Raw genomic sequence first — 21270 nt, forward strand, 5'->3', positions numbered from 1 at the left:
GCGACAAGTAAAACAGGCTGATTTGTCAGGTGAATCCACATTAATCACTTAAATTAAGACAACGTTGTTCAGTTACTGACTTCCACAGCCGGAAATCTGACGCATAATAGTTGTTCTACGTAGCTAACGGGCCACTACGGCCAGGGATGAAAAATGAAACATTTACGCGTAGCGGCCTGCATGCTGATGCTGGCACTGGTCGGGTGCGATAATAATAACGAAAAATCACCGACGGCTGCGAAACCTGATGCACCTGCGCCACAGACTGCGCCAGCAAAAGATAAAGCTCAATTACAAAAGCTGGTGCAGCAAAGCCAGGGCAAGTCGCTGACGCTGCTGGATGCCTCAGAGGTCCAGCTCGACGGTGCGGCAACGCTCGTTTTGACCTTCTCCATTCCCCTCGATCCAGAACAAGATTTTTCCCGCGTCGTGCACGTTGTTGATAAAAAAAGCGGCAAAGTGGATGGTGCCTGGGAGCTGGCGCCAAATCTGAAAGAGCTGCGCTTACGCCATCTGGAACCTAACCGGGAACTGGTGGTGACCATTGAGCGTGATTTGCTGGCGCTGAATAAAGCGACGTTCGCTATTGATTATGAAAAAAACATTACCACCCGCGATGTACAGCCAAGCGTAGGGTTTGCCAGTCGCGGCTCGCTGCTGCCGGGAAAAGTAATTGAAGGCCTGCCGGTAATGGCCCTCAACGTTAACAGCGTGGATGTGAACTTCTTTCGCGTGAAGCCTGAATCGCTCGGCGCATTTGTCAGCCAGTGGGAATACCGCAATTCGTTGACGAACTGGGAATCTGACAATCTGCTGAAAATGGCGGAACTGGTGTATACCGGACGCTTTGATCTCAATCCTGCGCGTAACACCCGTGAGAAGCTGCTGCTGCCGTTGAGCGATATCAAGCCGTTGCAGCAAGCAGGTGTTTACATCGCGGTGATGAATCAGGCTGGACAATACAACTACAGTAATGCCGCTACGCTGTTCACGCTCAGCGATATTGGTGTGTCTGCGCACCGTTACCATAATCAACTGGATGTCTTTACACAGAGTCTGGAAAATGGCGCTGCGCAGCAGGGTATTGAGGTCACGTTACTCAACGAAAAAGGACAGACGCTGGCGCAGGCTACCAGCGACGCGCAGGGTCATGTCAAACTGGAGACTGATAAAGACGCGGCTTTATTGCTGGCCCGCAAAGACGGGCAAACCACGCTGCTGGATTTGAAACTCCCGGCGTTGGATCTGGCTGAATTTGATATTGCCGGTGCACCGGGATACAGCAAACAGTTCTTTATGTTTGGTCCCCGTGACCTCTATCGTCCTGGCGAAACGGTGATCCTCAACGGATTACTGCGTGACAGCGACGGCAAAACGTTGCCCGACCAGCCGGTGAAGCTGGAGGTCGTAAAGCCCGACGGGCAAGTGTTACGTTCGGTGGTTAGCCAGCCGGAGAACGGTCTGTACCGCTTTAGCTGGCCGCTGGACACTAACGCGCCAACCGGTATGTGGCATATTCGTGCTAATACGGGCGACAACCAGTCACGGATGTGGGATTTCCACGTCGAAGATTTTATGCCTGAGCGGATGGCGCTCAATCTCTCCGCCAATAAGATTCCGGTAGCTCCGGCTGATGAAGTGAAGTTCTCGGTAGTGGGCTACTACCTGTACGGCGCGCCCGCTAACGGCAATGCTCTGCAAGGACAGCTTTTCCTGCGCCCGCTGCGCGAAGCGGTGCAGGCATTGCCGGGGTTCCAATTTGGTAATATTGCCGAAGAAAACCTGTCCCGCAGCCTCGATGAAGTTCAGCTTACGCTGGATGAACACGGTCGCGGCGAAGTGACCACCAACAGCCAATGGCAGGAGACGCATTCTCCGTTACAGGTGATCCTGCAAGCCAGCCTGCTGGAATCTGGTGGCCGCCCGGTGACGCGTCGGGCTGAACAAGCCATCTGGCCTGCGGACACGCTGCCGGGTATTCGTCCGCAGTTTGCGGCAAAAGCCGTCTATGACTACCGCACTGATACCACTGTGAATCAGCCTATCGTTGATGAAAACAGCAACGCCGCTTTCGACATTGTTTATGCCGATGCGCAGGGCGAGAAAAAAGCGGTGTCCGGTTTGCAGGTGCGTTTGATCCGCGAGCGCCGGGATTACTACTGGAACTGGTCTGAAGGCGAGGGCTGGCAATCACAGTTCGATCAAAAGGATCTGGTTGAAGGTGAGCAGACTCTGGATCTTAAGGCCGATGAAACCGGTAAAGTCAGCTTCCCGGTTGAGTGGGGTGCCTATCGTCTGGAAGTGAAAGCCCCGAATGATGCGGTGAGCAGCGTACGCTTCTGGGCAGGTTATAGCTGGCAGGATAACAGCGATGGCAGTGGGGCTGTGCGTCCCGATCGCGTGACTCTGAAACTGGACAAACCCAGCTATCGTCCTGGCGATACCATGAAGCTGCACGTTGCCGCTCCCGCTGCTGGCAAAGGTTATGCGATGGTGGAATCCAGCGAAGGCCCGCTGTGGTGGCAAGAAATAGACGTACCGGCGGATGGTCTCGATATCTCCATCCCAATCGATAAAACCTGGAATCGCCACGATTTGTATCTCAGTGCGCTGGTGGTTCGTCCTGGCGACAAGTCCCGTTCGGCCACGCCAAAACGGGCGGTCGGTTTACTGCATTTGCCGTTAGGTGATGAAAACCGTCGTCTGACGCTGGCGCTGGAAAACCCGGCGAAAATACGGCCAAACCAGCCGTTGACCGTCAAGATTAAAGCCAGCGTCAAAAATGGCGACGTACCAAAACAGGTTAACGTGCTGGTCTCTGCCGTTGATAGCGGGGTGTTGAACATTACCGATTACGCCACGCCAGATCCGTGGCAGGCGTTTTTCGGGCAAAAACGCTATGGCGCGGATATTTATGATATTTACGGCCAGGTGATCGAAGGGCAAGGGCGGCTGGCGGCGCTGCGCTTTGGTGGAGATGGCGATGAATTAAAACGCGGCGGTAAGCCACCGGTTAATCACGTCAATATCGTGGCGCAACAGGCGCTGCCGGTCACGCTCAACGAGCAGGGCGAAGGTACGGTGACGCTACCGATTGGTGATTTCAACGGCGAGCTACGGGTAATGGCACAGGCCTGGACGGCGGATGACTTTGGCAGTAGTGAAAGCAAGGTGATTGTTGCCGCGCCGGTAATTGCTGAACTGAATATGCCGCGTTTTCTGGCGGGAGGCGATACCTCGCGCCTGACGCTGGACGTGACTAACCTGACTGACAAACCGCAAACGCTGAATATTAAGCTCGCGTCCAATGGCTTACTGGAGCTGATGGGGCAAGATCCTGCTCCGGTAAATCTGGCACCAGGCGTACGGACTACGTTGTTTATTCCGGTGCGTGCGCGGGAGGGGTTTGGCGATGGCGAAATTCAGGCAGAAATTAGCGGTCTGACTTTACCGGGTGAAACGCTGCCAGTTCAGCATAAACAGTGGAAGATTGGCGTGCGTCCGGCGTTCCCGGCGCAAACCGTTAATAACGGTGTCGCACTTCAGCCGGGCGCAACCTGGCAGCTTCCGGGCGAAGAACTGACCAATTTCTCCCCTGCAACGATGCAGGGACAACTGCTGTTCAGCGGTAAGCCGCCGCTAAATCTGGCGCGTTATATCCGCGAACTGAAGGCTTACCCTTACGGCTGCCTGGAGCAAACGGCGAGCGGGTTGTTCCCATCCTTATACACCAACGCTGCGCAATTGAAGGCGTTAGGTATTGTGGGTGATAGCGATGAAAAACGCCGTGCTGCAGTCGATATTGGGATTTCTCGTTTAGTGCAGATGCAGCGTGATAACGGCGGTTTCGCGTTGTGGGATAAAAACGGGTCGGAAGAGTACTGGCTGACCGCGTATGTCATGGATTTCCTCGTTCGGGCAAATGAACAGGGCTACAGCGTCCCGGTAGAGGTCATTAACCGTGGCAACGAGCGGCTGCTGCGCTATTTGCAGGATCCAGGAATGTTGTCGATTCGCTATACCGACGACTCTTCAGCAAGCCGGTTTGCCGTACAAGCCTACGCCGCGTTGGTTCTGGCGCGTCAGCAAAAAGCCCCGCTCGGCGCATTGCGTGAGATCTGGGAGCGTCGTGCGCAAGCGGCCTCTGGTTTACCGCTGTTACAACTGGGAATCGCGCTGAAAAATATGGGCGATGCTAACCGCAGTGAACAGGCGTTGACGGTAGCGCTGAATACGCCGCGCCGCGATACGCAACAGTGGATGGCGGATTACGGCAGTGCGTTGCGGGATAACGCGTTGATGCTGGCCTTGCTCGAAGAGAACAAGCTCAAACCTGACGTGCAGAATACGCTGCTGAACACGTTGTCAGAACAGGCCTTTGGGCAGCGCTGGCTCTCGACTCAGGAAAATAATGCGTTGTTCCTTGCCGCGCGTACGTTACAGGACTTGCCAGGCACATGGCAGGCGCAAACGTCATTCTCGGAGCAACCGTTAGCCGGGGAGAAATCACAGACGCGTAATCTGGATGCCGATGCGCTGTCTACGCTGAGCGTCACCAATACCGGTAATCAACCGCTGTGGCTGCGTCTGGATGTGAGCGGTTATCCGCAAACCTCACCGACGCCTGCCAGCAACGTTCTGCATATTGAGCGTCAAATTCTGGGGCTCGACGGAAACAGCAAATCGCTGGATTCTCTGCGTAGCGGCGAGCTGGTGCTGGTCTGGCTGGAGGTGAAAGCCAGCCAGAATGTGCCGGATGCACTGGTGGTTGACTTACTGCCAGCAGGACTGGAACTGGAAAACCAGAATCTGGCCAACGGCAGCGCCAGCCTGCAGGATAGCGGCAGCGAAGTGGCGAATCTGCTTAATCAGATGCAGCAGGCAGATATCCAGCACGTTGAGTTCCGTGACGATCGCTTTGTCGCTGCGGTGGCGGTCAATGAAGGACAACCGGTTACGCTGGTGTATCTGGCGCGAGCGGTGACGCCGGGGACCTACCAGGTTCCCGTCCCACAGGTGGAATCAATGTATGTTCCGCAGTGGCGCGCGACCGGTGCGACAGAGGGACTTTTGATTGTCAGACCGTAAATGATGCGCGGGTTGGGTAAACGCGGCTGCTGGCTCTGGCTGGCAGCCGTTGCGCTATTGATTGTGGCGGCAGTTTGGGCGGCAGATAAAATCTGGCCGCTGCCCTTGCACGAAGTCGATCCGGCACGGGTCGTGGTGGCACATGATGGTACGCCACTCTGGCGCTTTGCCGATGCCGAAGGTATCTGGCGGTATCCGGTAACGATTGATGAGGTGTCGCCCCGCTACCTTGAGGCGCTAATTAACTACGAAGACCGCTGGTTCTGGAAGCATCCCGGCGTCAATCCGTTTTCAGTACTGCGCGCAGCATGGCAGGACCTCTCCTCTGGGCGCGTGGTTTCGGGCGGCAGTACGCTCACCATGCAGGTCGCACGATTACTCGATCCTCATCCGCGAACCTTTGGCGGCAAGTTTCGCCAGCTCTGGCGCGCATTGCAGCTGGAATGGCATCTCTCCAAACGCGACATCCTGACACTGTATCTCAACCGTGCGCCGTTTGGCGGTACGCTGCAGGGTGTGGGGGCGGCAAGCTGGGCCTATCTTGGTAAATCACCCGCGCAATTGAGTTACTCCGATGCCGCGCTGCTGGCTGTTTTGCCACAGGCACCGAGTCGCCTGCGCCCGGACCGTTGGCCGGACCGTGCTGAAGCGGCGCGTAATAAAGTGCTCGAACGTATGGCGACCCAGGGCATTTGGCCTGCCAGACAGGTACAGGAGTCGCGTGAAGAGCCAGTCTGGCTGGCGCCCCGGCAAATGCCGCAGTTAGCGCCGTTATTCTCGCGCATGATGCTGGGAAAAAGCCGGAGCGATAAAATCGTGACTACCCTTGATGCCGGATTGCAGCGTCAACTGGAAGAGCTGGCGCAGAACTGGAAGGGGCGCTTACCTGCACGCAGTTCGCTGGCAATGATTGTGGTCGATCACACCGATATGAGCGTGCGTGGTTGGGTGGGGTCGGTAGATATGAATGACGACTCCCGCTTTGGTCATGTGGATATGGTGAATGCGATCCGTTCGCCAGGCTCGGTGCTGAAGCCGTTTGTTTACGGTCTGGCGCTGGATGACGGACTCATTCATCCCGCTTCGTTGTTGCAGGATGTGCCGCGGCGTACCGGGGACTATCGGCCGGGGAATTTTGACAGCGGTTTTCATGGCCCGGTGAGCATGAGCGAAGCGCTGGTAAGGTCGTTGAATTTACCCGCCGTGCAGGTACTCGAAGCTTATGGTCCGAAGCGTTTTGCCGCATCGTTACGTAACGTCGGCTTACCGCTGTATCTGCCCGCAGGGGCCGCGCCGAATCTGTCGCTGATTTTAGGTGGCGCGGGGGCAAGGCTGGAAGATATGGCTGCAGCGTACAGCGCCTTTGCCCGTCAGGGAAAAGCGGGAAAACTGCGTCTGCAGCCGGGCGACCCACTGCTTGAACGTCCATTGATGTCGGCGGGTGCGGCGTGGATTATTCGCCGCATTATGGCTGACGAAGCGCAACCATTGCCCGATAACGCGCTGAGCAGAGTGGTTCCGCTGGCGTGGAAAACGGGCACCAGCTATGGCTATCGCGATGCGTGGGCGATTGGCGTTAACGCTCGTTATGTGATCGGTATCTGGACTGGCAGACCAGACGGAACGCCGGTGGTGGGCCAGTTTGGATTTGCCAGCGCCGTGCCGCTGCTCAATCAGGTCAACAATCTTTTGCTCTCTCGCGGGACAAATCAGCCGGAAGATCCTCGTCCTGAATCCGTGAGTCGCGGCGTGGTGTGCTGGCCGGGCGGGCAATCCCTTGCCCCCGGAGACAGCAACTGCCGTCGCCGTCTGGCAACCTGGTTACTGGATGGCAGTCAGCCGCCAACGTTATTATTGCCCGTGCAGGAAGGCGTTAATGGCATTCGTTTTCCTGTCTGGCTGGATGATGAAGGCAAACGTGTGGCGGCGGATTGCCCGCAGGCGCACGAGCAAACGTTAATCGTCTGGCCGTTGCCGCTGGAGCCATGGCTACCGGAATCAGAACGCCGTGGGGCGAGATTACCGCCAGTTTCTGCCACGTGTCCGCCGCTGGGACAAGACGCTTCACAGCCGTTGCAGTTGACAGGTATTCGTGATGGCGCGATTGTGAAGCGTTTACCCGGTTCTGCTCAAGCCTCATTGCCGGTGCAAACCAGTGGTGGGAGTGGTGAACGCTGGTGGTTTCTTAACGGTGAAAGGCTGGAAGAACGTGGACGTCGTCTTACGCTACGGCTGGCGACTAAAGGGGATTATCAACTGCTGGTGATGGATGACGCTGGTCAGGTAGCGACGGTGAGATTTTCGATGCAGTAGATCAGTTGGTGACTGTTTGTTGCTAAAATTCATCTTATTTTAAAGAAATGTTACCTTCATCAATAGTCAATTGCCGGGATGCTCTTTATAATCCGCGCCAGGTCGTACATCTATATAGACAACAACAGAACACATTACAGAGGTTATCATGGCTATTGAACGTACTTTTTCCATCATCAAACCAAACGCGGTGGCAAAAAACGTTATTGGGAGCATCTTTGCGCGCTTTGAAGCAGCAGGGTTCAAAATTGTCGGCACTAAAATGCTGCACCTGACCGTTGAGCAGGCACGTGGCTTCTATGCTGAGCACGATGGCAAACCGTTCTTTGACGGTCTGGTTGAATTTATGACCTCCGGTCCGATCGTTGTTTCTGTTCTGGAAAGCGAAAATGCCGTACAGCGTCATCGCGATCTGCTGGGCGCAACCAACCCGGCGAATGCGCTGGCTGGTACTCTGCGTGCAGACTATGCTGACAGCTTCACCGAGAACGGTACTCACGGTTCCGACTCCGTTGAGTCAGCGGCGCGCGAAATCGCCTATTTCTTTGGTGAAGGCGAGGTTTGCCCGCGTACGCGCTAATAAGCTCGTCCTGTAGGCCGGATAAGCGTTTGCGCATCCGGCTCTGCTTTGCCTGGTGGCGACGCTGATGCGTCTTATCAGGCCTACGATCTTCCTTTACATATTATTTTCGCTAATGCTTCGTGCAAACGTGGCATCCCTGCGCCAGACTTTGTACAATGCAACGCCCCGGAAGAGCAGATCGCTTGCCGGGGCGTTTCTTTTTAACCCTCCACGGGCCACAACGTGTAACAACGAGGCCGGAAAAAATTATGTCTGAATTAGTTAACACCTCTGAAGTCGTCATTCCTGCGGTTCCAAATAAAAATGGAAAAATTAACCTGCTGGATCTGAACCGTCAGCAAATGCGCGAATTCTTCAAAGAGATGGGCGAAAAACCGTTTCGTGCCGATCAGGTCATGAAGTGGATGTACCACTATTGCAGCGACAACTTTGATGACATGACTGACATCAACAAGGTGCTGCGTAACAAGCTGAAAGAAGTGGCTGAAATTCGCGCCCCGGAAGTGGTGGAAGAGCAGCGTTCTTCTGACGGTACGATCAAATGGGCTATCGCGGTTGGCGATCAGCGCGTTGAAACGGTGTATATCCCGGAAGACGATCGTGCGACCCTGTGTGTTTCTTCACAGGTCGGGTGCGCATTAGAGTGTAAATTCTGCTCTACGGCGCAACAGGGCTTTAACCGTAACCTACGGGTATCGGAGATCATTGGTCAGGTCTGGCGCGCGGCGAAGATCGTTGGTGCGGTGAAGGCTACGGGCGTGCGTCCTATTACCAACGTGGTGATGATGGGGATGGGCGAGCCGTTGCTCAACCTGACCAACGTGGTTCCGGCGATGGAAATCATGCTCGATGACTTCGGTTTTGGGCTGTCCAAGCGTCGCGTCACGCTCTCCACCTCAGGCGTTGTCCCTGCGCTGGATAAGCTGGGTGATATGATTGACGTCGCGCTGGCGATTTCTCTGCATGCGCCGAACGATGAAATTCGTGACGAAATTGTACCTATCAACAAAAAGTACAATATCGAAACATTCCTTGGTGCGGTTCGTCGTTATCTGGAGAAGTCCAACGCTAACCAGGGTCGTGTAACCATTGAGTATGTGATGTTAGATCACATCAATGATGGCACTGAACACGCGCATCAGCTGGCAGAACTGCTGAAAGATACGCCGTGTAAGATCAACCTGATCCCGTGGAACCCGTTCCCGGGCGCGCCGTATGGCCGTAGTTCTAACAGCCGTATCGATCGTTTCTCCAAAGTGTTGATGAGCTATGGTTTCACTACCATCGTGCGTAAAACACGTGGTGATGACATCGATGCAGCCTGCGGTCAGCTGGCGGGCGACGTTATCGACCGTACCAAGCGTACTCTGCGTAAGCGTATGCAGGGCGACGCTATCGACATTAAGACCGTTTGATGTTGGCGCACTACGGTATAATTCCTGTACCGTAGTGCAACGTAAGCCATATGAGGTTTTTTGTTGTCGTCGTCAGGTCAATAATAACGGTGCGTTTTTGTCGACTTTAAGGCAGTATGTAACGGCGTAACAAGTGTTTAGCCCTCAGGTTTACGCCGTTTTGTCATTGATAGTCTGACCGTTTTATACTGTCTGACGAAGGTTAACTGACCAGATGTTTCGCGGTGTGGGTGAGCATTGTGGCTCGCCGGCATCAGAACCCAAATTTACGCAGCTGTAGCGAATGAATACTGAAGCCACGCACGACAAAAATGAAACACTATCCACCGGCGTTCGTCTGCGCAATGCCCGTGAACAACTCGGATTCAGCCAGCAGGCAGTCGCGGAGCGACTTTGCCTGAAGGTCTCCACGGTACGCGATATTGAAGAAGATAAGGCGCCAGCCGATCTTGCTTCAACATTCCTGCGCGGGTATATCCGTTCTTATGCGCGTCTGGTGCATATTCCTGAAGAAGAACTGTTGCCAGGGCTGGAAAAACAGGCTCCGATTCGACCAGCTAAGGTCGCACCGATGCAGAGCTTTTCGCTCGGTAAGCGTCGTAAGAAACGTGACGGCTGGTTAATGACCTTTACCTGGCTGGTGCTGTTTGTCGTTGTCGGACTGACAGGCGCCTGGTGGTGGCAGAACCATAAAGCGCAGCAGGAAGAGATCACCACCATGGCCGATCAATCCTCTGCTGAGCTGAATGCCGGTAAAGAGGGTGCGCAGAACGTACCGTTAGATACCAGCGCAGCAGCAGGGCAGGATACCCCTCCGGCTCCTGACGATGGTGCGGTGGCGGACGCAGCGCCAACGCCAGACGTTGCTGCGACCCCGGCACCCGCCGCTGATGCGCAACAGAACGCCGTTGTTGCCCCATCTCAGGCTAACGTCGATACCGCAACCGCAGCGCCAACAGCGCCAGCTACAGCGGCTCCTCTGCCGACCGATCAGGCAGGTGTGACTACACCTGCAGCCGATCCTAACGCGCTGGTGATGAACTTTACCGCCGATTGCTGGCTGGAAGTAACCGATGCGACCGGTAAAAAACTGTTCAGCGGGATGCAGCGTAAAGACGGCAATCTAAACCTGACCGGTCAAGCGCCGTACAAACTGAAAATTGGCGCCCCGGCGGCAGTGCAGATTCAGTTCCAGGGTAAACCTGTCGATCTGAGTCGTTTTATCAGAACTAACCAGGTTGCGCGTCTGACCGTTAATGCCGAACAATCACCGGCTCAGTAACAGACGGCAATGCGGGAGATTTTTTAATGCATAACCAGGCTCCAATTCAACGTAGAAAATCGACACGCATTTACGTTGGGAACGTGCCGATCGGCGATGGTGCGCCCATCGCCGTACAGTCTATGACTAATACGCGTACCACGGATGTGGAAGCGACGGTTAATCAGATTAAAGCGCTGGAACGCGTAGGCGCAGACATTGTTCGTGTCTCTGTACCGACAATGGATGCCGCAGAAGCGTTCAAGCTTATCAAACAGCAGGTTAACGTCCCGCTGGTTGCCGATATTCACTTCGACTATCGTATCGCGCTGAAGGTAGCGGAATACGGTGTTGATTGCTTGCGTATTAACCCAGGTAATATCGGCAGTGAAGAGCGTATTCGCATGGTGGTGGATTGCGCTCGTGATAAAAATATTCCTATCCGTATCGGCGTCAACGCCGGATCGCTGGAAAAAGATCTGCAGGAAAAATACGGTGAACCGACGCCGCAGGCGCTGCTGGAATCCGCTATGCGCCACGTGGATCACCTCGATCGTCTGAACTTCGATCAATTCAAAGTCAGTGTTAAAGCGTCTGACGTTTTCCTCGCCGTAGAATCCTATCGCCTGCTGGCGAAACAGATCGATCAACCGCTGCATCTGGGGATCACCGAAGCCGGTGGCCTGCGTAGTGGTTCGGTGAAGTCCGCGATCGGCCTTGGCCTGCTGTTATCTGAAGGGATCGGCGATACGCTGCGTGTTTCTCTGGCAGCCGATCCGGTGGAAGAGATCAAAGTGGGTTTCGATATCCTGAAATCGCTGCGCATTCGCGCGCGCGGGATCAACTTCATCGCTTGCCCAACCTGTTCGCGTCAGGAGTTTGACGTTATTGGTACGGTTAACGCGCTGGAGCAACGCCTGGAAGATATCATTACGCCAATGGACGTTTCGATCATCGGCTGCGTGGTAAACGGTCCTGGTGAAGCGCTGGTTTCTACGCTGGGCGTGACGGGCGGTAACAAGAAAAGCGGCCTGTATGAAGACGGCGTGCGTAAGGACAGACTCGATAACGACGACATGATTACGCAGCTTGAAGCCCGCATCCGCGCTAAAGCGAGTATTCTGGACGAAGCGCGTCGTATCGACGTGCAGCAGCTTGAAAAATAACAACGTGATGGGAAGCGGCGTGCTTCCCGTGTATGATTGAACCCGCATGGCGCCCGCATTGTTCGGGTTAGCGCTGAGGGTTCATTTTTATATTCATAAAGAGAATAAACGTGGCAAAAAACATTCAAGCCATTCGCGGCATGAACGATTATCTGCCTGGCGAAACCGCCATCTGGCAGCGCATTGAAGGCACTCTCAAAAACGTGCTCGGTAGCTACGGTTACAGTGAAATCCGCTTGCCGATTGTAGAGCAGACCCCGTTATTCAAACGCGCGATCGGTGAAGTTACCGACGTGGTTGAAAAAGAGATGTATACCTTTGAGGACCGTAATGGCGACAGCCTGACGTTGCGTCCTGAAGGGACTGCGGGCTGCGTACGCGCCGGCATCGAACATGGTCTCCTGTACAATCAGGAACAGCGTCTGTGGTATATCGGGCCGATGTTCCGCCACGAACGTCCGCAGAAAGGACGCTATCGTCAATTCCATCAGCTGGGTGTCGAAGTATTTGGCCTGCAAGGCCCGGACATCGATGCGGAGCTGATTATGCTGACCGCTCGCTGGTGGCGCGCGCTGGGTATTTCTCAGCATGTTAGCCTTGAGCTGAACTCAATCGGTTCGCTTGAAGCCCGCGCTAACTACCGTGATGCGCTGGTCGCCTACCTGGAATTACACAAAGAGAAACTGGACGAAGACTGCAAGCGTCGTATGTACACCAATCCGCTGCGCGTTCTCGACTCCAAAAACCCGGAAGTACAGGCGCTGCTCAACGACGCGCCTGCACTGGGCGACTATCTTGATGACGACTCTCGCGAGCACTTCGCGGGCTTGTGCAAACTGCTGGAATCCGCAGGCATTGCCTACACCGTCAATCAGCGTCTGGTTCGTGGTCTTGATTACTACAACCGCACCGTATTTGAGTGGGTCACCAGCAGCCTGGGCTCTCAGGGCACCGTGTGTGCCGGTGGTCGTTACGACGGTCTGGTAGAGCAACTTGGCGGTCGTGCAACGCCTGCCGTGGGCTTTGCTATGGGTCTGGAACGACTTGTTTTGTTAGTTCAGGCAGTTAATCCGGAATTTAACGCAGATCCTGTTGTCGATATATACCTGGTTGCTTCAGGGGCGGACACGCAGTCGGCGGCAATGACGCTTGCAGAACGTCTGCGCGATGAAGTTCCTGGTGTGAAACTGATGACAAACCACGGTGGCGGCAACTTTAAGAAACAGTTTGCCCGTGCCGATAAGTGGGGCGCCCGCGTTGCACTGGTACTGGGCGAGTCCGAAGTGGCTGACGGTACTGTTGTAGTGAAGGATTTGCGCTCTGGTGAGCAAACGGCAGTAGCGCAGGATAGCGTTGCCGCGCATTTGCGCACTTTACTGGGCTAAGGAGAAGGACAGCGTGGAAATTTACGAGAACGAACACGACCAGGTTGATGCGGTAAAACGCTTCTTTGCTGAAAACGGCAAGGCGCTGGCTGTTGGGATCATTTTAGGGGTTGGCGCGCTGGTTGGTTGGCGTTACTGGACCAGCCATCAGACGGAGTCCGCACGCTCTGCTTCTCTGGCGTATCAAAATACGGTGACTGCGGTTAGCGCGGGTAAACCGGACAGCATTCCTGCCGCTGAGAAATTTGCTGCAGAGAATAAAAATACCTACGGCGCGCTGGCTTCACTGGAACTGGCGCAGCAGTTTGTTGACCAAAATGAACTTGAGAAAGCCGCAAGTCAGCTGCAACAGGGCTTAGCTGCAACCAGCGATGAGAATCTCAAAGCGGTGATTAACCTGCGTCTGGCTCGTGTTCAGGTTCAGCTTAAACAGGCTGATACCGCGCTGAAAACGCTCGACACCATTAAAGGTGAAGGGTGGACGGCTATTGTTGCCGATCTGCGCGGTGAAGCGTTGCTGAGTAAAGGCGACAAACAAGGTGCGCGTAGCGCATGGGAAGCGGGTGTGAAAAGCGATGCCTCTCCTGCTCTGAGCGAAATGATGCAGATGAAAATCAATAATTTGTCCATCTGAGAGGGACCCGATGCAATTGCGTAAATTACTTCTGCCAGGGCTGCTTTCCGTTACCCTATTGAGCGGCTGTTCACTGTTTAGTGGCGAAGAAGATGTCGTTAAGATGTCCCCATTACCGGTGGTTGAAAACCAGTTTACTCCGTCTACGGAATGGAGCACCTCCGTAGGTAACGGTATTGGTGATTTCTATTCCAATCTTCACCCTGCGCTGGCGGATAACGTTGTCTATGCAGCCGATCGCGCTGGTGTAGTGAAAGCATTGAACGCAGGCGACGGTAAAGAAGTCTGGTCTGTGAATCTGGGTGAGAAAGACGGCTGGTTCTCCCGTGCATCTGCACAGCTTTCTGGCGGTGTAACCGTGTCTGGCGGACATGTTTACATTGGCAGCGAAAAAGCACAGGTTTATGCGTTGAATACCAGCGACGGTACCACCGCATGGCAGACGAAAGTCGCCGGTGAAGCGCTGTCTCGTCCTGTTGTGAGCGATGGCGTAGTACTGATCCACACCAGCAACGGCCAGTTGCAGGCATTAAACGAAGCTGATGGCGCCATCAAATGGACCGTTAACCTCGACATGCCTTCCCTGTCTCTGCGTGGTGAATCCGCTCCGGCAACTGCCTTTGGCGCAGCTATTGTCGGCGGTGATAACGGTCGCGTGAGCGCCGTGCTGATGCAGCAAGGCCAGATGATTTGGCAGCAGCGTATCTCTCAGGCGACAGGCCCAACGGAAATCGATCGTCTGAGCGACGTTGATACCACGCCGGTTATCGTCAATGGCGTTGTTTACGCGCTGGCTTATAATGGTAACCTGACGGCGCTGGATCTGCGCAGCGGTCAAATTATGTGGAAACGCGAACTAGGCTCGGTGAATGATTTCATCGTCGACGGTAACCGTATCTACTTGGTTGACCAGAATGACCGCGTACTGGCGCTGACCACCGATGGCGGCGTGACGCTGTGGACGCAAAGCGATCTGCTGCACCGTCTGCTGACGTCCCCGGTATTGTATAATGGCAATCTGGTCGTCGGTGATAGCGAAGGCTACCTGCACTGGATTAACGTTGACGATGGTCGTTTTGTTGCCCAGCAGAAAGTCGACAGCTCAGGTTTCCTGACCGAGCCGGTCTCTGCTGATGGTAAACTGCTGATCCAGGCGAAAGACGGTACGCTGTACTCCATTACGCGTTAATCGTCCCGGCCGCTCGCTTTGAAAAACGGCTCCTGGTGCAGGGGCCGTTTTACTGTTTTTAACAACGGCGCAAAAATGTGCCCGTTGTCTGATGATTTTTTAAATGAGGCTTTAAACATGGTACCTGTGGTCGCGCTTGTCGGGCGCCCTAACGTTGGCAAATCCACGTTATTTAACCGTCTAACTCGCACCCGAGATGCGCTGGTTGCGGATTTCCCGGGTCTGACTCGTGACCGTAAGTACGGTCGTGCGGAAATTGAAGGCCGTGAGTTTATCTGTATTGATACCGGCGGTATTGATGGCACCGAAGACGGTGTTGAAACCCGTATGGCGGAACAGTCGCTGTTGGCTATCGAAGAAGCAGACGTTGTGCTGTTCATGGTGGATGCGCGTGCTGGCCTGATGCCTGCGGATGAAGCTATTGCTAAACATCTGCGTTCGCGCCAGAAACCGACGTTCCTGGTCGCCAACAAAACTGACGGACTCGATCCTGACCAGGCGGTTGTTGATTTCTACTCTCTGGGTCTGGGTGAAATTTATCCGATCGCGGCATCCCATGGTCGTGGCGTTCTCAGCCTGCTGGAGCATGTTCTGCTGCCGTGGATGGATGACGTCGCTCCTCAGGAAGAAGTGGATGAAGACGCAGAATACTGGGCGCAGCTGGAAGCCAAAGAAAACGGTGAAGAAGAGCCAGAAGACGATTTCAACCCGCAGGATTTGCCGATTAAACTGGCAATTGTCGGCCGTCCTAACGTAGGTAAGTCCACACTTACTAACCGTATTCTCGGCGAAGACCGCGTAGTGGTTTACGACATGCCGGGAACCACGCGTGACAGTATTTATATTCCGATGCAGCGCGATGAGCGCGAATATGTGCTCATCGATACCGCGGGCGTGCGTAAGCGCGGCAAAATTACCGAAGCGGTAGAAAAATTCTCAGTGATCAAAACGTTGCAGGCGATTGAAGATGCCAACGTGGTGATGCTGGTGATTGACGCGCGCGAAGGGATTTCCGATCAGGACCTGTCGCTGCTGGGCTTTATCCTCAATAGTGGGCGCTCACTTGTTATCGTTGTGAACAAGTGGGATGGCCTGACGCAGGAAGTAAAAGAGCAGGTCAAAGAGACGCTGGACTTCCGTCTGGGCTTTATTGATTTTGCGCGCGTACACTTTATCTCTGCGCTGCACGGCAGCGGTGTGGGTAATCTGTTTGAATCGGTTCGCGAAGCGTATGACAGCTCCACCCGTCGCGTGAGCACCGCGATGCTGACGCGCATCATGACCATGGCAGTAGAAGATCATCAGCCGCCGCTGGTGCGTGGTCGTCGCGTGAAGCTGAAATATGCCCATGCTGGTGGTTATAACCCGCCAATCGTGGTGATTCACGGCAACCAGGTCAAAGACCTGCCGGATTCTTACAAGCGCTATCTGATGAACTATTTCCGCAAATCTCTGGACGTAATGGGGACGCCGATCCGTATTCAGTTCAAAGAAGGGGAAAACCCGTTTGCAAACAAACGCAATACGCTGACTCCGACTCAGATGCGTAAGCGTAAGCGCTTGATTAAGCACATCAAAAAAAGCAAGTAATCGTTGCTGATGCAGATGAAAACCCGCGCTTGTCGCGGGTTTTTTTTCGTTATTCCAACGCCAACCTCAGCCCGTGCGATGTCAATCACTATTCGTTTTTTGCCAAGTTTAAATCTAAGAAAGTAGACATTTGTCGAGTTTTCATCTTAAAGTCCGGGGGCTGGTACTAGACAAAACTAGCCTTAGGTTATCAAATGGTTAAATAACTTTTCGCCGCATGTAAAAAATCGGTCAGATACGTAACTGGCTGGCGTACATCTCGGTGTTTACACGCACGACGACATAACTTTCGGGAGAATTATGCAATCCTCTGTTAATCAAAAAGAAAGCCGAACTTTCTTCGGTCATCCTTATCCGCTCGGCTCGCTATTCTTCACAGAGATGTGGGAGCGTTTTTCGTTTTACGGCATTCGCCCGTTACTGATCCTGTTTATGGCTGCTACCGTTTATGACGGCGGCATGGGGCTGGCGCGTGAAAATGCCTCGGCGATTGTGGGTATCTTTGCCGGTACGATGTATCTCGCCGCGCTGCCTGGTGGCTGGCTGGCGGATAACTGGCTCGGCCAACAGAAAGCGGTGTGGTACGGTTCCATTTTGATTGCGCTCGGTCACTTGTCGATCGCGCTCTCGGCCATTATGGGGAACAACCTGTTCTTTATCGGCCTGATGTTTATCGTGCTCGGTTCCGGTCTGTTTAAGACCTGTATCTCAGTGATGGTTGGCACGCTGTATAAAAAAGGCGATGCGCGTCGCGACGGCGGTTTCTCGCTGTTCTATATGGGCATCAATATGGGGTCGTTTATCGCGCCGCTGATCTCCGGCTGGCTGATTAAATCCCACGGTTGGCACTGGGGCTTTGGCATCGGTGGTATCGGGATGCTGGTGGCGTTGATCATCTTCCGCGTGTTTGCCGTTCCATCGATGAAACGTTATGACAGCGAAGTGGGGCTGGACTCAACCTGGAACAGCCCGGTAGTGAAACGTAACGGTGTGGGCGCGTGGCTGCTGGCGCTGGCCGTCGGCGTAGCCGTTATCGTTACGCTGATTGCGCAGGGCGTGATTGTGATAAATCCGGTCGCGGTTGCCAGTATGCTGGTGTATGTGATTGCCGCCTCTGTCGCGCTCTATTTTATCTACCTGTTTGTCTTTGCTGGTCTGAATCGCAAAGAGCGCGCCAGACTGCTGGTCTGCTTTATCCTGCTGGTTTCCGCCGCGTTCTTCTGGTCTGCGTTTGAGCAGAAGCCAACCTCGTTCAACCTGTTCGCTAACGACTACACTAACCGTATGATCGGCGATTTTGAAATCCCGGCGGTCTGGTTCCAGTCGATAAACGCGCTGTTTATCATTCTGCTGGCACCAGTATTCAGCTGGGCGTGGCCGAAACTGGCGAGCATGAACATTCGTCCGAGCAGCATCACCAAGTTCGTTATCGGTATTCTCTGTGCCGCTGCAGGCTTTGGTCTGATGATGCTGGCAGCGCAAAACGTTCTCAGTAACGGTGGTGCAGGTGTTTCCCCATTCTGGCTGGTGGGTAGTATCCTGATGCTGACACTTGGTGAGCTGTGCCTGAGCCCGATCGGTCTGGCGACCATGACGCTGCTGGCCCCGGAAAGAATGCGCGGGCAGATGATGGGCCTGTGGTTCTGCGCCAGCGCGCTGGGTAACCTGGCCGCAGGTCTGATTGGTGGTCATGTGAAGGCCGACCAACTGGATATGCTGCCGGATCTCTTCGCTCGCTGCTCGATTGCATTGCTTATCTGCGCCGCGGTACTGATCGTCCTCATTGTGCCGATCCGTCGCATGCTGGAGAATACGCAAACTAAACCGGCTACTAGCGCCTGATAACACCTCGATTGTGCCGGGGCAGACGTGATGTCCCGGCCAATTCATTTACGAGGTGAGAACATGCTGTTAGGGTTTGTTGGGCTTGGCGCAGTCGTTGAAACGGCATACTTGCCCGCATTGCGTAAACTTTACGGTGATTCCCTGTGCTGTGTGGGATTTGACGTGCAACCCGCAAAACAGCCCGCTGGTGTGACACGCTGTGCATCGCTCGCTGAACTTCTTGCAACACCACTTGATACCCTGTTTATCACCACCGCATCCCTGCATCATCTCGATGTGCTTGAACAGGCGCTGGCCGCTCCCATCGCACGAATCGTGGTTGAAAAACCGATTGTTGCCACGCTTTCCCAAATTGAAAAACTGAAAACGCTGCTGGAGCAACCCGACGCTGCCGACCGTGTGCTGGCGCTCGACCACTGGATGGCGCGCAATGGCGCAATGGAGCTGGCATTGGGAAAACTCGGTACGCAGTGGCAGGGCGATAACCCACAACAGGCACTTGTCTCTCACTTTTCAGACGTTGTTAAAATCGACGGTTTTTTGCAGGAGCCGAGCGGATTTAACGCTACAGGAGAGCCGATCGCGCTCAACTTTGCCACTGGTGAGCCAGATACGCGTGAGCTTCGCCACCCGGACGGTGTGATTCTGGACATTGGCGCACACGTACTGGCCATGCTGCGTGAAACGGTGCGTTACCTGGGTGGTAATGACAGCATGACCCTGCAGGTGAAGAGCGCTAAAGACCGTCTTGGACATAACATCATCCAGGGTGACCTGACCACGCCTGAAGGAGAGGCGCATCTGCAAGGGCTGATTAGCGGTGTACCGCTGGATATCTGGCTGAATAAATACGCGGGGCCCGCTGGCGGACAAAAAGGTCTGCGCCTTTATCTGCGTGATGGGCGTATCATCAGCTACGACCGACGGGGTGCCGACGATGTGCTCGAATTGATTGACGGTGATGTTGTGCAACGCTGGTGTCTGCCAGGTACGATTTATGCCCATTGTCTGGCGGAACATATTCTGGGGGCGCAAAGTCTGTTTGAGCGCAGCCCGCAGGAGGTGAGTCGCACGACGCAGCGCAGGCTGGAGGAGGTCGAACGATTACTGATCCTACAGCAACAGTTGCGTGGTTCACACTAAGCGTATCATGGTAAAATTAGCGCAGAATTGAACGCCATTTAAAGGAGTCACCATGTCGATGACCTGCCCGGATTGTCACGCAGAACTGGAACCACAAAACGGTGTGGCACACTGTGAAAACTGTAAAAAAGATATTCCGTTAGAAGCGCGCTGTCCGGAGTGCCATCAGTCGCTCCAGGTGTTAAAAGCCTGCGGAGCGGTGGATTACTTCTGTCAGAATGGCCATGGTCTGATTTCGAAGAAACGTGTGGAATTTGTGCCGGTTTAATCTGACTTTTTCTTCCGCGTTTTCTTTGCCGCCGTTACGCCTTTCACTTCGCTCTCTACCCAACCGTCTGACAGGCGGGTAGTGAGCACATCACCGGTTTTTACCTGTTTGGTCTGCTTCAGCACTTTGCCGTCCGTCGCGGTAGTGACGCTATAACCACGAGCGAGCGTCGAGAGAGGACTCACCGCTTCAAGATGCGTCACCACATTACCGAAGCGTTCTCGCTGTGCGCTTAAACGCGCGCGGATATTCTCTGCCAGACGGTACTCCAGTTGCTGAATACGGGTTTGCGCCCGATAAATGCGCGACTGTGGGTTTTGCTGGCTCAGGCGTTGATTTACGCGCTGTTGGCGCTGATTGGCCTGCTTAATTTTATTCTCAAGAGCGAAATTCATCCGCTGACGTAGCCGCTCCAGCACGGTCTGCTGACGGGCCAGACGCAGTTGCGGATGTTGCTGTTGCAAACGGTGATGAAGCTGGGTAAAGCGACGAGTACGGTTGGCGATGTAGTAGTCCATCGCCATCTCCAGACGCTGCTGGCCATGCTGAATTTGACGCAGCAGTTCCAGTTGATTGCGGCTGACAATTTCCGCCGCAGCTGATGGCGTAGGCGCCCGTAAATCTGCAATAAAATCGGCAATCGTGACATCTGTTTCGTGGCCGACGGCGCTTACTACCGGAATGCAGCTGGCAAAGATTGCCCGCGCTACGCGTTCGTCGTTAAAACTCCACAAATCTTCCAGAGAACCGCCGCCGCGCCCAACGATAAGCACATCGCACTCGCTCCGCGCGTTCGCCAGCTCAATGGCGCGAACGATCTGTCCTGGCGCATCGTCGCCCTGGACAGCGGTCGGGTAGATAATAACGGGCAGGGATGGGTCACGACGCTTCAGCACGTGGAGAATGTCGTGCAGCGCAGCCCCGGTTTTCGAGGTAATGACCCCAACGCAGTGAGCCGGAGAGGGTAGTGATTTTTTGAACTGCTGATCGAATAGCCCCTCAGCCTGCAGTTTGGCTTTGAGTTGCTCATATTTTTGCTGCAACAAGCCTTCACCAGCTGGCTGCATGCTCTCAACAATTATCTGGTAGTCGCCACGCGGTTCGTACAACGTAATGTTGGCGCGTACCAGGACCTGCTGACCGTGCTGTGGGCGGAACGTTACCCGTCGATTGCTGTTGCGAAACATCGCGCAGCGTACCTGGGCGGTGTCATCTTTGAGCGTGAAATACCAGTGACCGGAGGACGGCTGAGTGAAATTCGAGATTTCACCGCTGATCCAAACTTGTCCCATTTCCTGCTCAAGCAGCAAACGAACCGTCTGATTTAGGCGGCTTACGGTAAAAATTGAGGTGGTCTGAGAGGATAACATGTGAGCGGGATCAAATTCTA

Annotated in this window: 14 protein-coding genes; 13 read left to right on the plus strand and 1 reads right to left on the minus strand. The window is 54.4% G+C overall.

Annotated features, from left to right (window positions below; genetic code table 11):
- Window positions 1-153: 153 nt before the first annotated feature.
- The 13 genes from OGY37_RS09730 (at window position 154) to OGY37_RS09790 (ending at window position 19880) form a co-directional block, all read left to right on the plus strand.
- Complete coding sequence (locus OGY37_RS09730; RefSeq protein WP_286620690.1) at window positions 154-5088, plus strand: alpha-2-macroglobulin family protein; 4935 nt, start codon at window positions 154-156, stop codon at window positions 5086-5088.
- The gene (gene pbpC, locus OGY37_RS09735) at window positions 5089-7401 is read left to right on the plus strand and encodes a peptidoglycan glycosyltransferase PbpC (protein ID WP_286620692.1); all 2313 of its coding nucleotides are present in this window, start codon (window positions 5089-5091) and stop codon (window positions 7399-7401) included.
- Window positions 7402-7549: 148 nt separating this feature from the next.
- Window positions 7550-7981 (plus strand): nucleoside-diphosphate kinase, encoded by a 432-nt coding sequence (ndk, locus tag OGY37_RS09740; RefSeq protein WP_003037710.1) that lies wholly within the window; start codon window positions 7550-7552, stop codon window positions 7979-7981.
- Window positions 7982-8232: 251 nt separating this feature from the next.
- Window positions 8233-9399 carry a dual-specificity RNA methyltransferase RlmN gene (gene rlmN / locus OGY37_RS09745; protein WP_003037713.1) on the plus strand — a complete coding sequence of 389 codons (1167 nt, stop codon included), beginning with the start codon at window positions 8233-8235 and terminating at the stop codon, window positions 9397-9399.
- Window positions 9400-9682: 283 nt separating this feature from the next.
- Complete coding sequence (gene rodZ, locus OGY37_RS09750; protein ID WP_032944208.1) at window positions 9683-10681, plus strand: cytoskeleton protein RodZ; 999 nt, start codon at window positions 9683-9685, stop codon at window positions 10679-10681.
- 26 nt (window positions 10682-10707) lie between these two features.
- A complete protein-coding gene (ispG, locus tag OGY37_RS09755) occupies window positions 10708-11826 on the plus strand; it encodes a flavodoxin-dependent (E)-4-hydroxy-3-methylbut-2-enyl-diphosphate synthase (protein WP_003037720.1) in 1119 nt (372 codons plus the stop codon).
- A gap of 110 nt (window positions 11827-11936) precedes the next feature.
- On the plus strand, window positions 11937-13211 hold the full coding sequence (gene hisS, locus OGY37_RS09760; protein ID WP_003835173.1) for a histidine--tRNA ligase: 1275 nt from the start codon (window positions 11937-11939) through the stop codon (window positions 13209-13211).
- 13 nt (window positions 13212-13224) lie between these two features.
- Entirely contained in the window at window positions 13225-13845 is a 621-nt protein-coding gene (locus tag OGY37_RS09765) for a YfgM family protein (protein ID WP_003835172.1), read from the plus strand.
- A 10-nt stretch (window positions 13846-13855) separates the two neighbouring features.
- A complete protein-coding gene (gene bamB, locus OGY37_RS09770; protein ID WP_008785453.1) occupies window positions 13856-15034 on the plus strand; it encodes an outer membrane protein assembly factor BamB in 1179 nt (392 codons plus the stop codon).
- A gap of 117 nt (window positions 15035-15151) precedes the next feature.
- The gene (gene der / locus OGY37_RS09775) at window positions 15152-16624 is read left to right on the plus strand and encodes a ribosome biogenesis GTPase Der (protein WP_003835168.1); all 1473 of its coding nucleotides are present in this window, start codon (window positions 15152-15154) and stop codon (window positions 16622-16624) included.
- Window positions 16625-16924: 300 nt separating this feature from the next.
- Window positions 16925-18466 carry a peptide MFS transporter gene (locus tag OGY37_RS09780; protein ID WP_003835166.1) on the plus strand — a complete coding sequence of 514 codons (1542 nt, stop codon included), beginning with the start codon at window positions 16925-16927 and terminating at the stop codon, window positions 18464-18466.
- A 63-nt stretch (window positions 18467-18529) separates the two neighbouring features.
- A complete protein-coding gene (locus OGY37_RS09785; protein WP_063941706.1) occupies window positions 18530-19612 on the plus strand; it encodes a Gfo/Idh/MocA family oxidoreductase in 1083 nt (360 codons plus the stop codon).
- Window positions 19613-19664: 52 nt separating this feature from the next.
- A complete protein-coding gene (locus OGY37_RS09790) occupies window positions 19665-19880 on the plus strand; it encodes a zinc ribbon domain-containing protein (RefSeq protein ID WP_191236325.1) in 216 nt (71 codons plus the stop codon).
- Here OGY37_RS09790 and xseA read toward each other — a convergent pair.
- Window positions 19877-21250 (minus strand): exodeoxyribonuclease VII large subunit, encoded by a 1374-nt coding sequence (xseA, locus tag OGY37_RS09795; RefSeq protein ID WP_149384789.1) that lies wholly within the window; start codon window positions 21248-21250, stop codon window positions 19877-19879. The two genes, OGY37_RS09790 and xseA, sit on opposite strands and share 4 nt — an antisense overlap.
- Between the last annotated feature and the right edge of the window lie 20 nt (window positions 21251-21270).

The organism is Citrobacter sp. Cpo030, assembly GCF_030333005.1.
Lineage (GTDB): Bacteria > Pseudomonadota > Gammaproteobacteria > Enterobacterales > Enterobacteriaceae > Citrobacter > Citrobacter portucalensis.

Bases quoted from the DNA above. Each gene is read 5' to 3' on its own strand.
- ispG (WP_003037720.1), top strand. From the start codon at position 10,708: ATGCATAACCAGGCTCCAATTCAACGTAGAAAATCGACACGCATTTAC.
- xseA (WP_149384789.1), bottom strand. From the start codon at position 21,250: ATGTTATCCTCTCAGACCACCTCAATTTTTACCGTAAGCCGCCTAAAT.
- OGY37_RS09785 (WP_063941706.1), top strand. From the start codon at position 18,530: ATGCTGTTAGGGTTTGTTGGGCTTGGCGCAGTCGTTGAAACGGCATAC.
- bamB (WP_008785453.1), top strand. From the start codon at position 13,856: ATGCAATTGCGTAAATTACTTCTGCCAGGGCTGCTTTCCGTTACCCTA.
- rlmN (WP_003037713.1), top strand. From the start codon at position 8,233: ATGTCTGAATTAGTTAACACCTCTGAAGTCGTCATTCCTGCGGTTCCA.
- OGY37_RS09790 (WP_191236325.1), top strand. From the start codon at position 19,665: ATGTCGATGACCTGCCCGGATTGTCACGCAGAACTGGAACCACAAAAC.
- pbpC (WP_286620692.1), top strand. From the start codon at position 5,089: ATGATGCGCGGGTTGGGTAAACGCGGCTGCTGGCTCTGGCTGGCAGCC.
- ndk (WP_003037710.1), top strand. From the start codon at position 7,550: ATGGCTATTGAACGTACTTTTTCCATCATCAAACCAAACGCGGTGGCA.
- OGY37_RS09780 (WP_003835166.1), top strand. From the start codon at position 16,925: ATGCAATCCTCTGTTAATCAAAAAGAAAGCCGAACTTTCTTCGGTCAT.
- OGY37_RS09730 (WP_286620690.1), top strand. From the start codon at position 154: ATGAAACATTTACGCGTAGCGGCCTGCATGCTGATGCTGGCACTGGTC.
- der (WP_003835168.1), top strand. From the start codon at position 15,152: ATGGTACCTGTGGTCGCGCTTGTCGGGCGCCCTAACGTTGGCAAATCC.
- rodZ (WP_032944208.1), top strand. From the start codon at position 9,683: ATGAATACTGAAGCCACGCACGACAAAAATGAAACACTATCCACCGGC.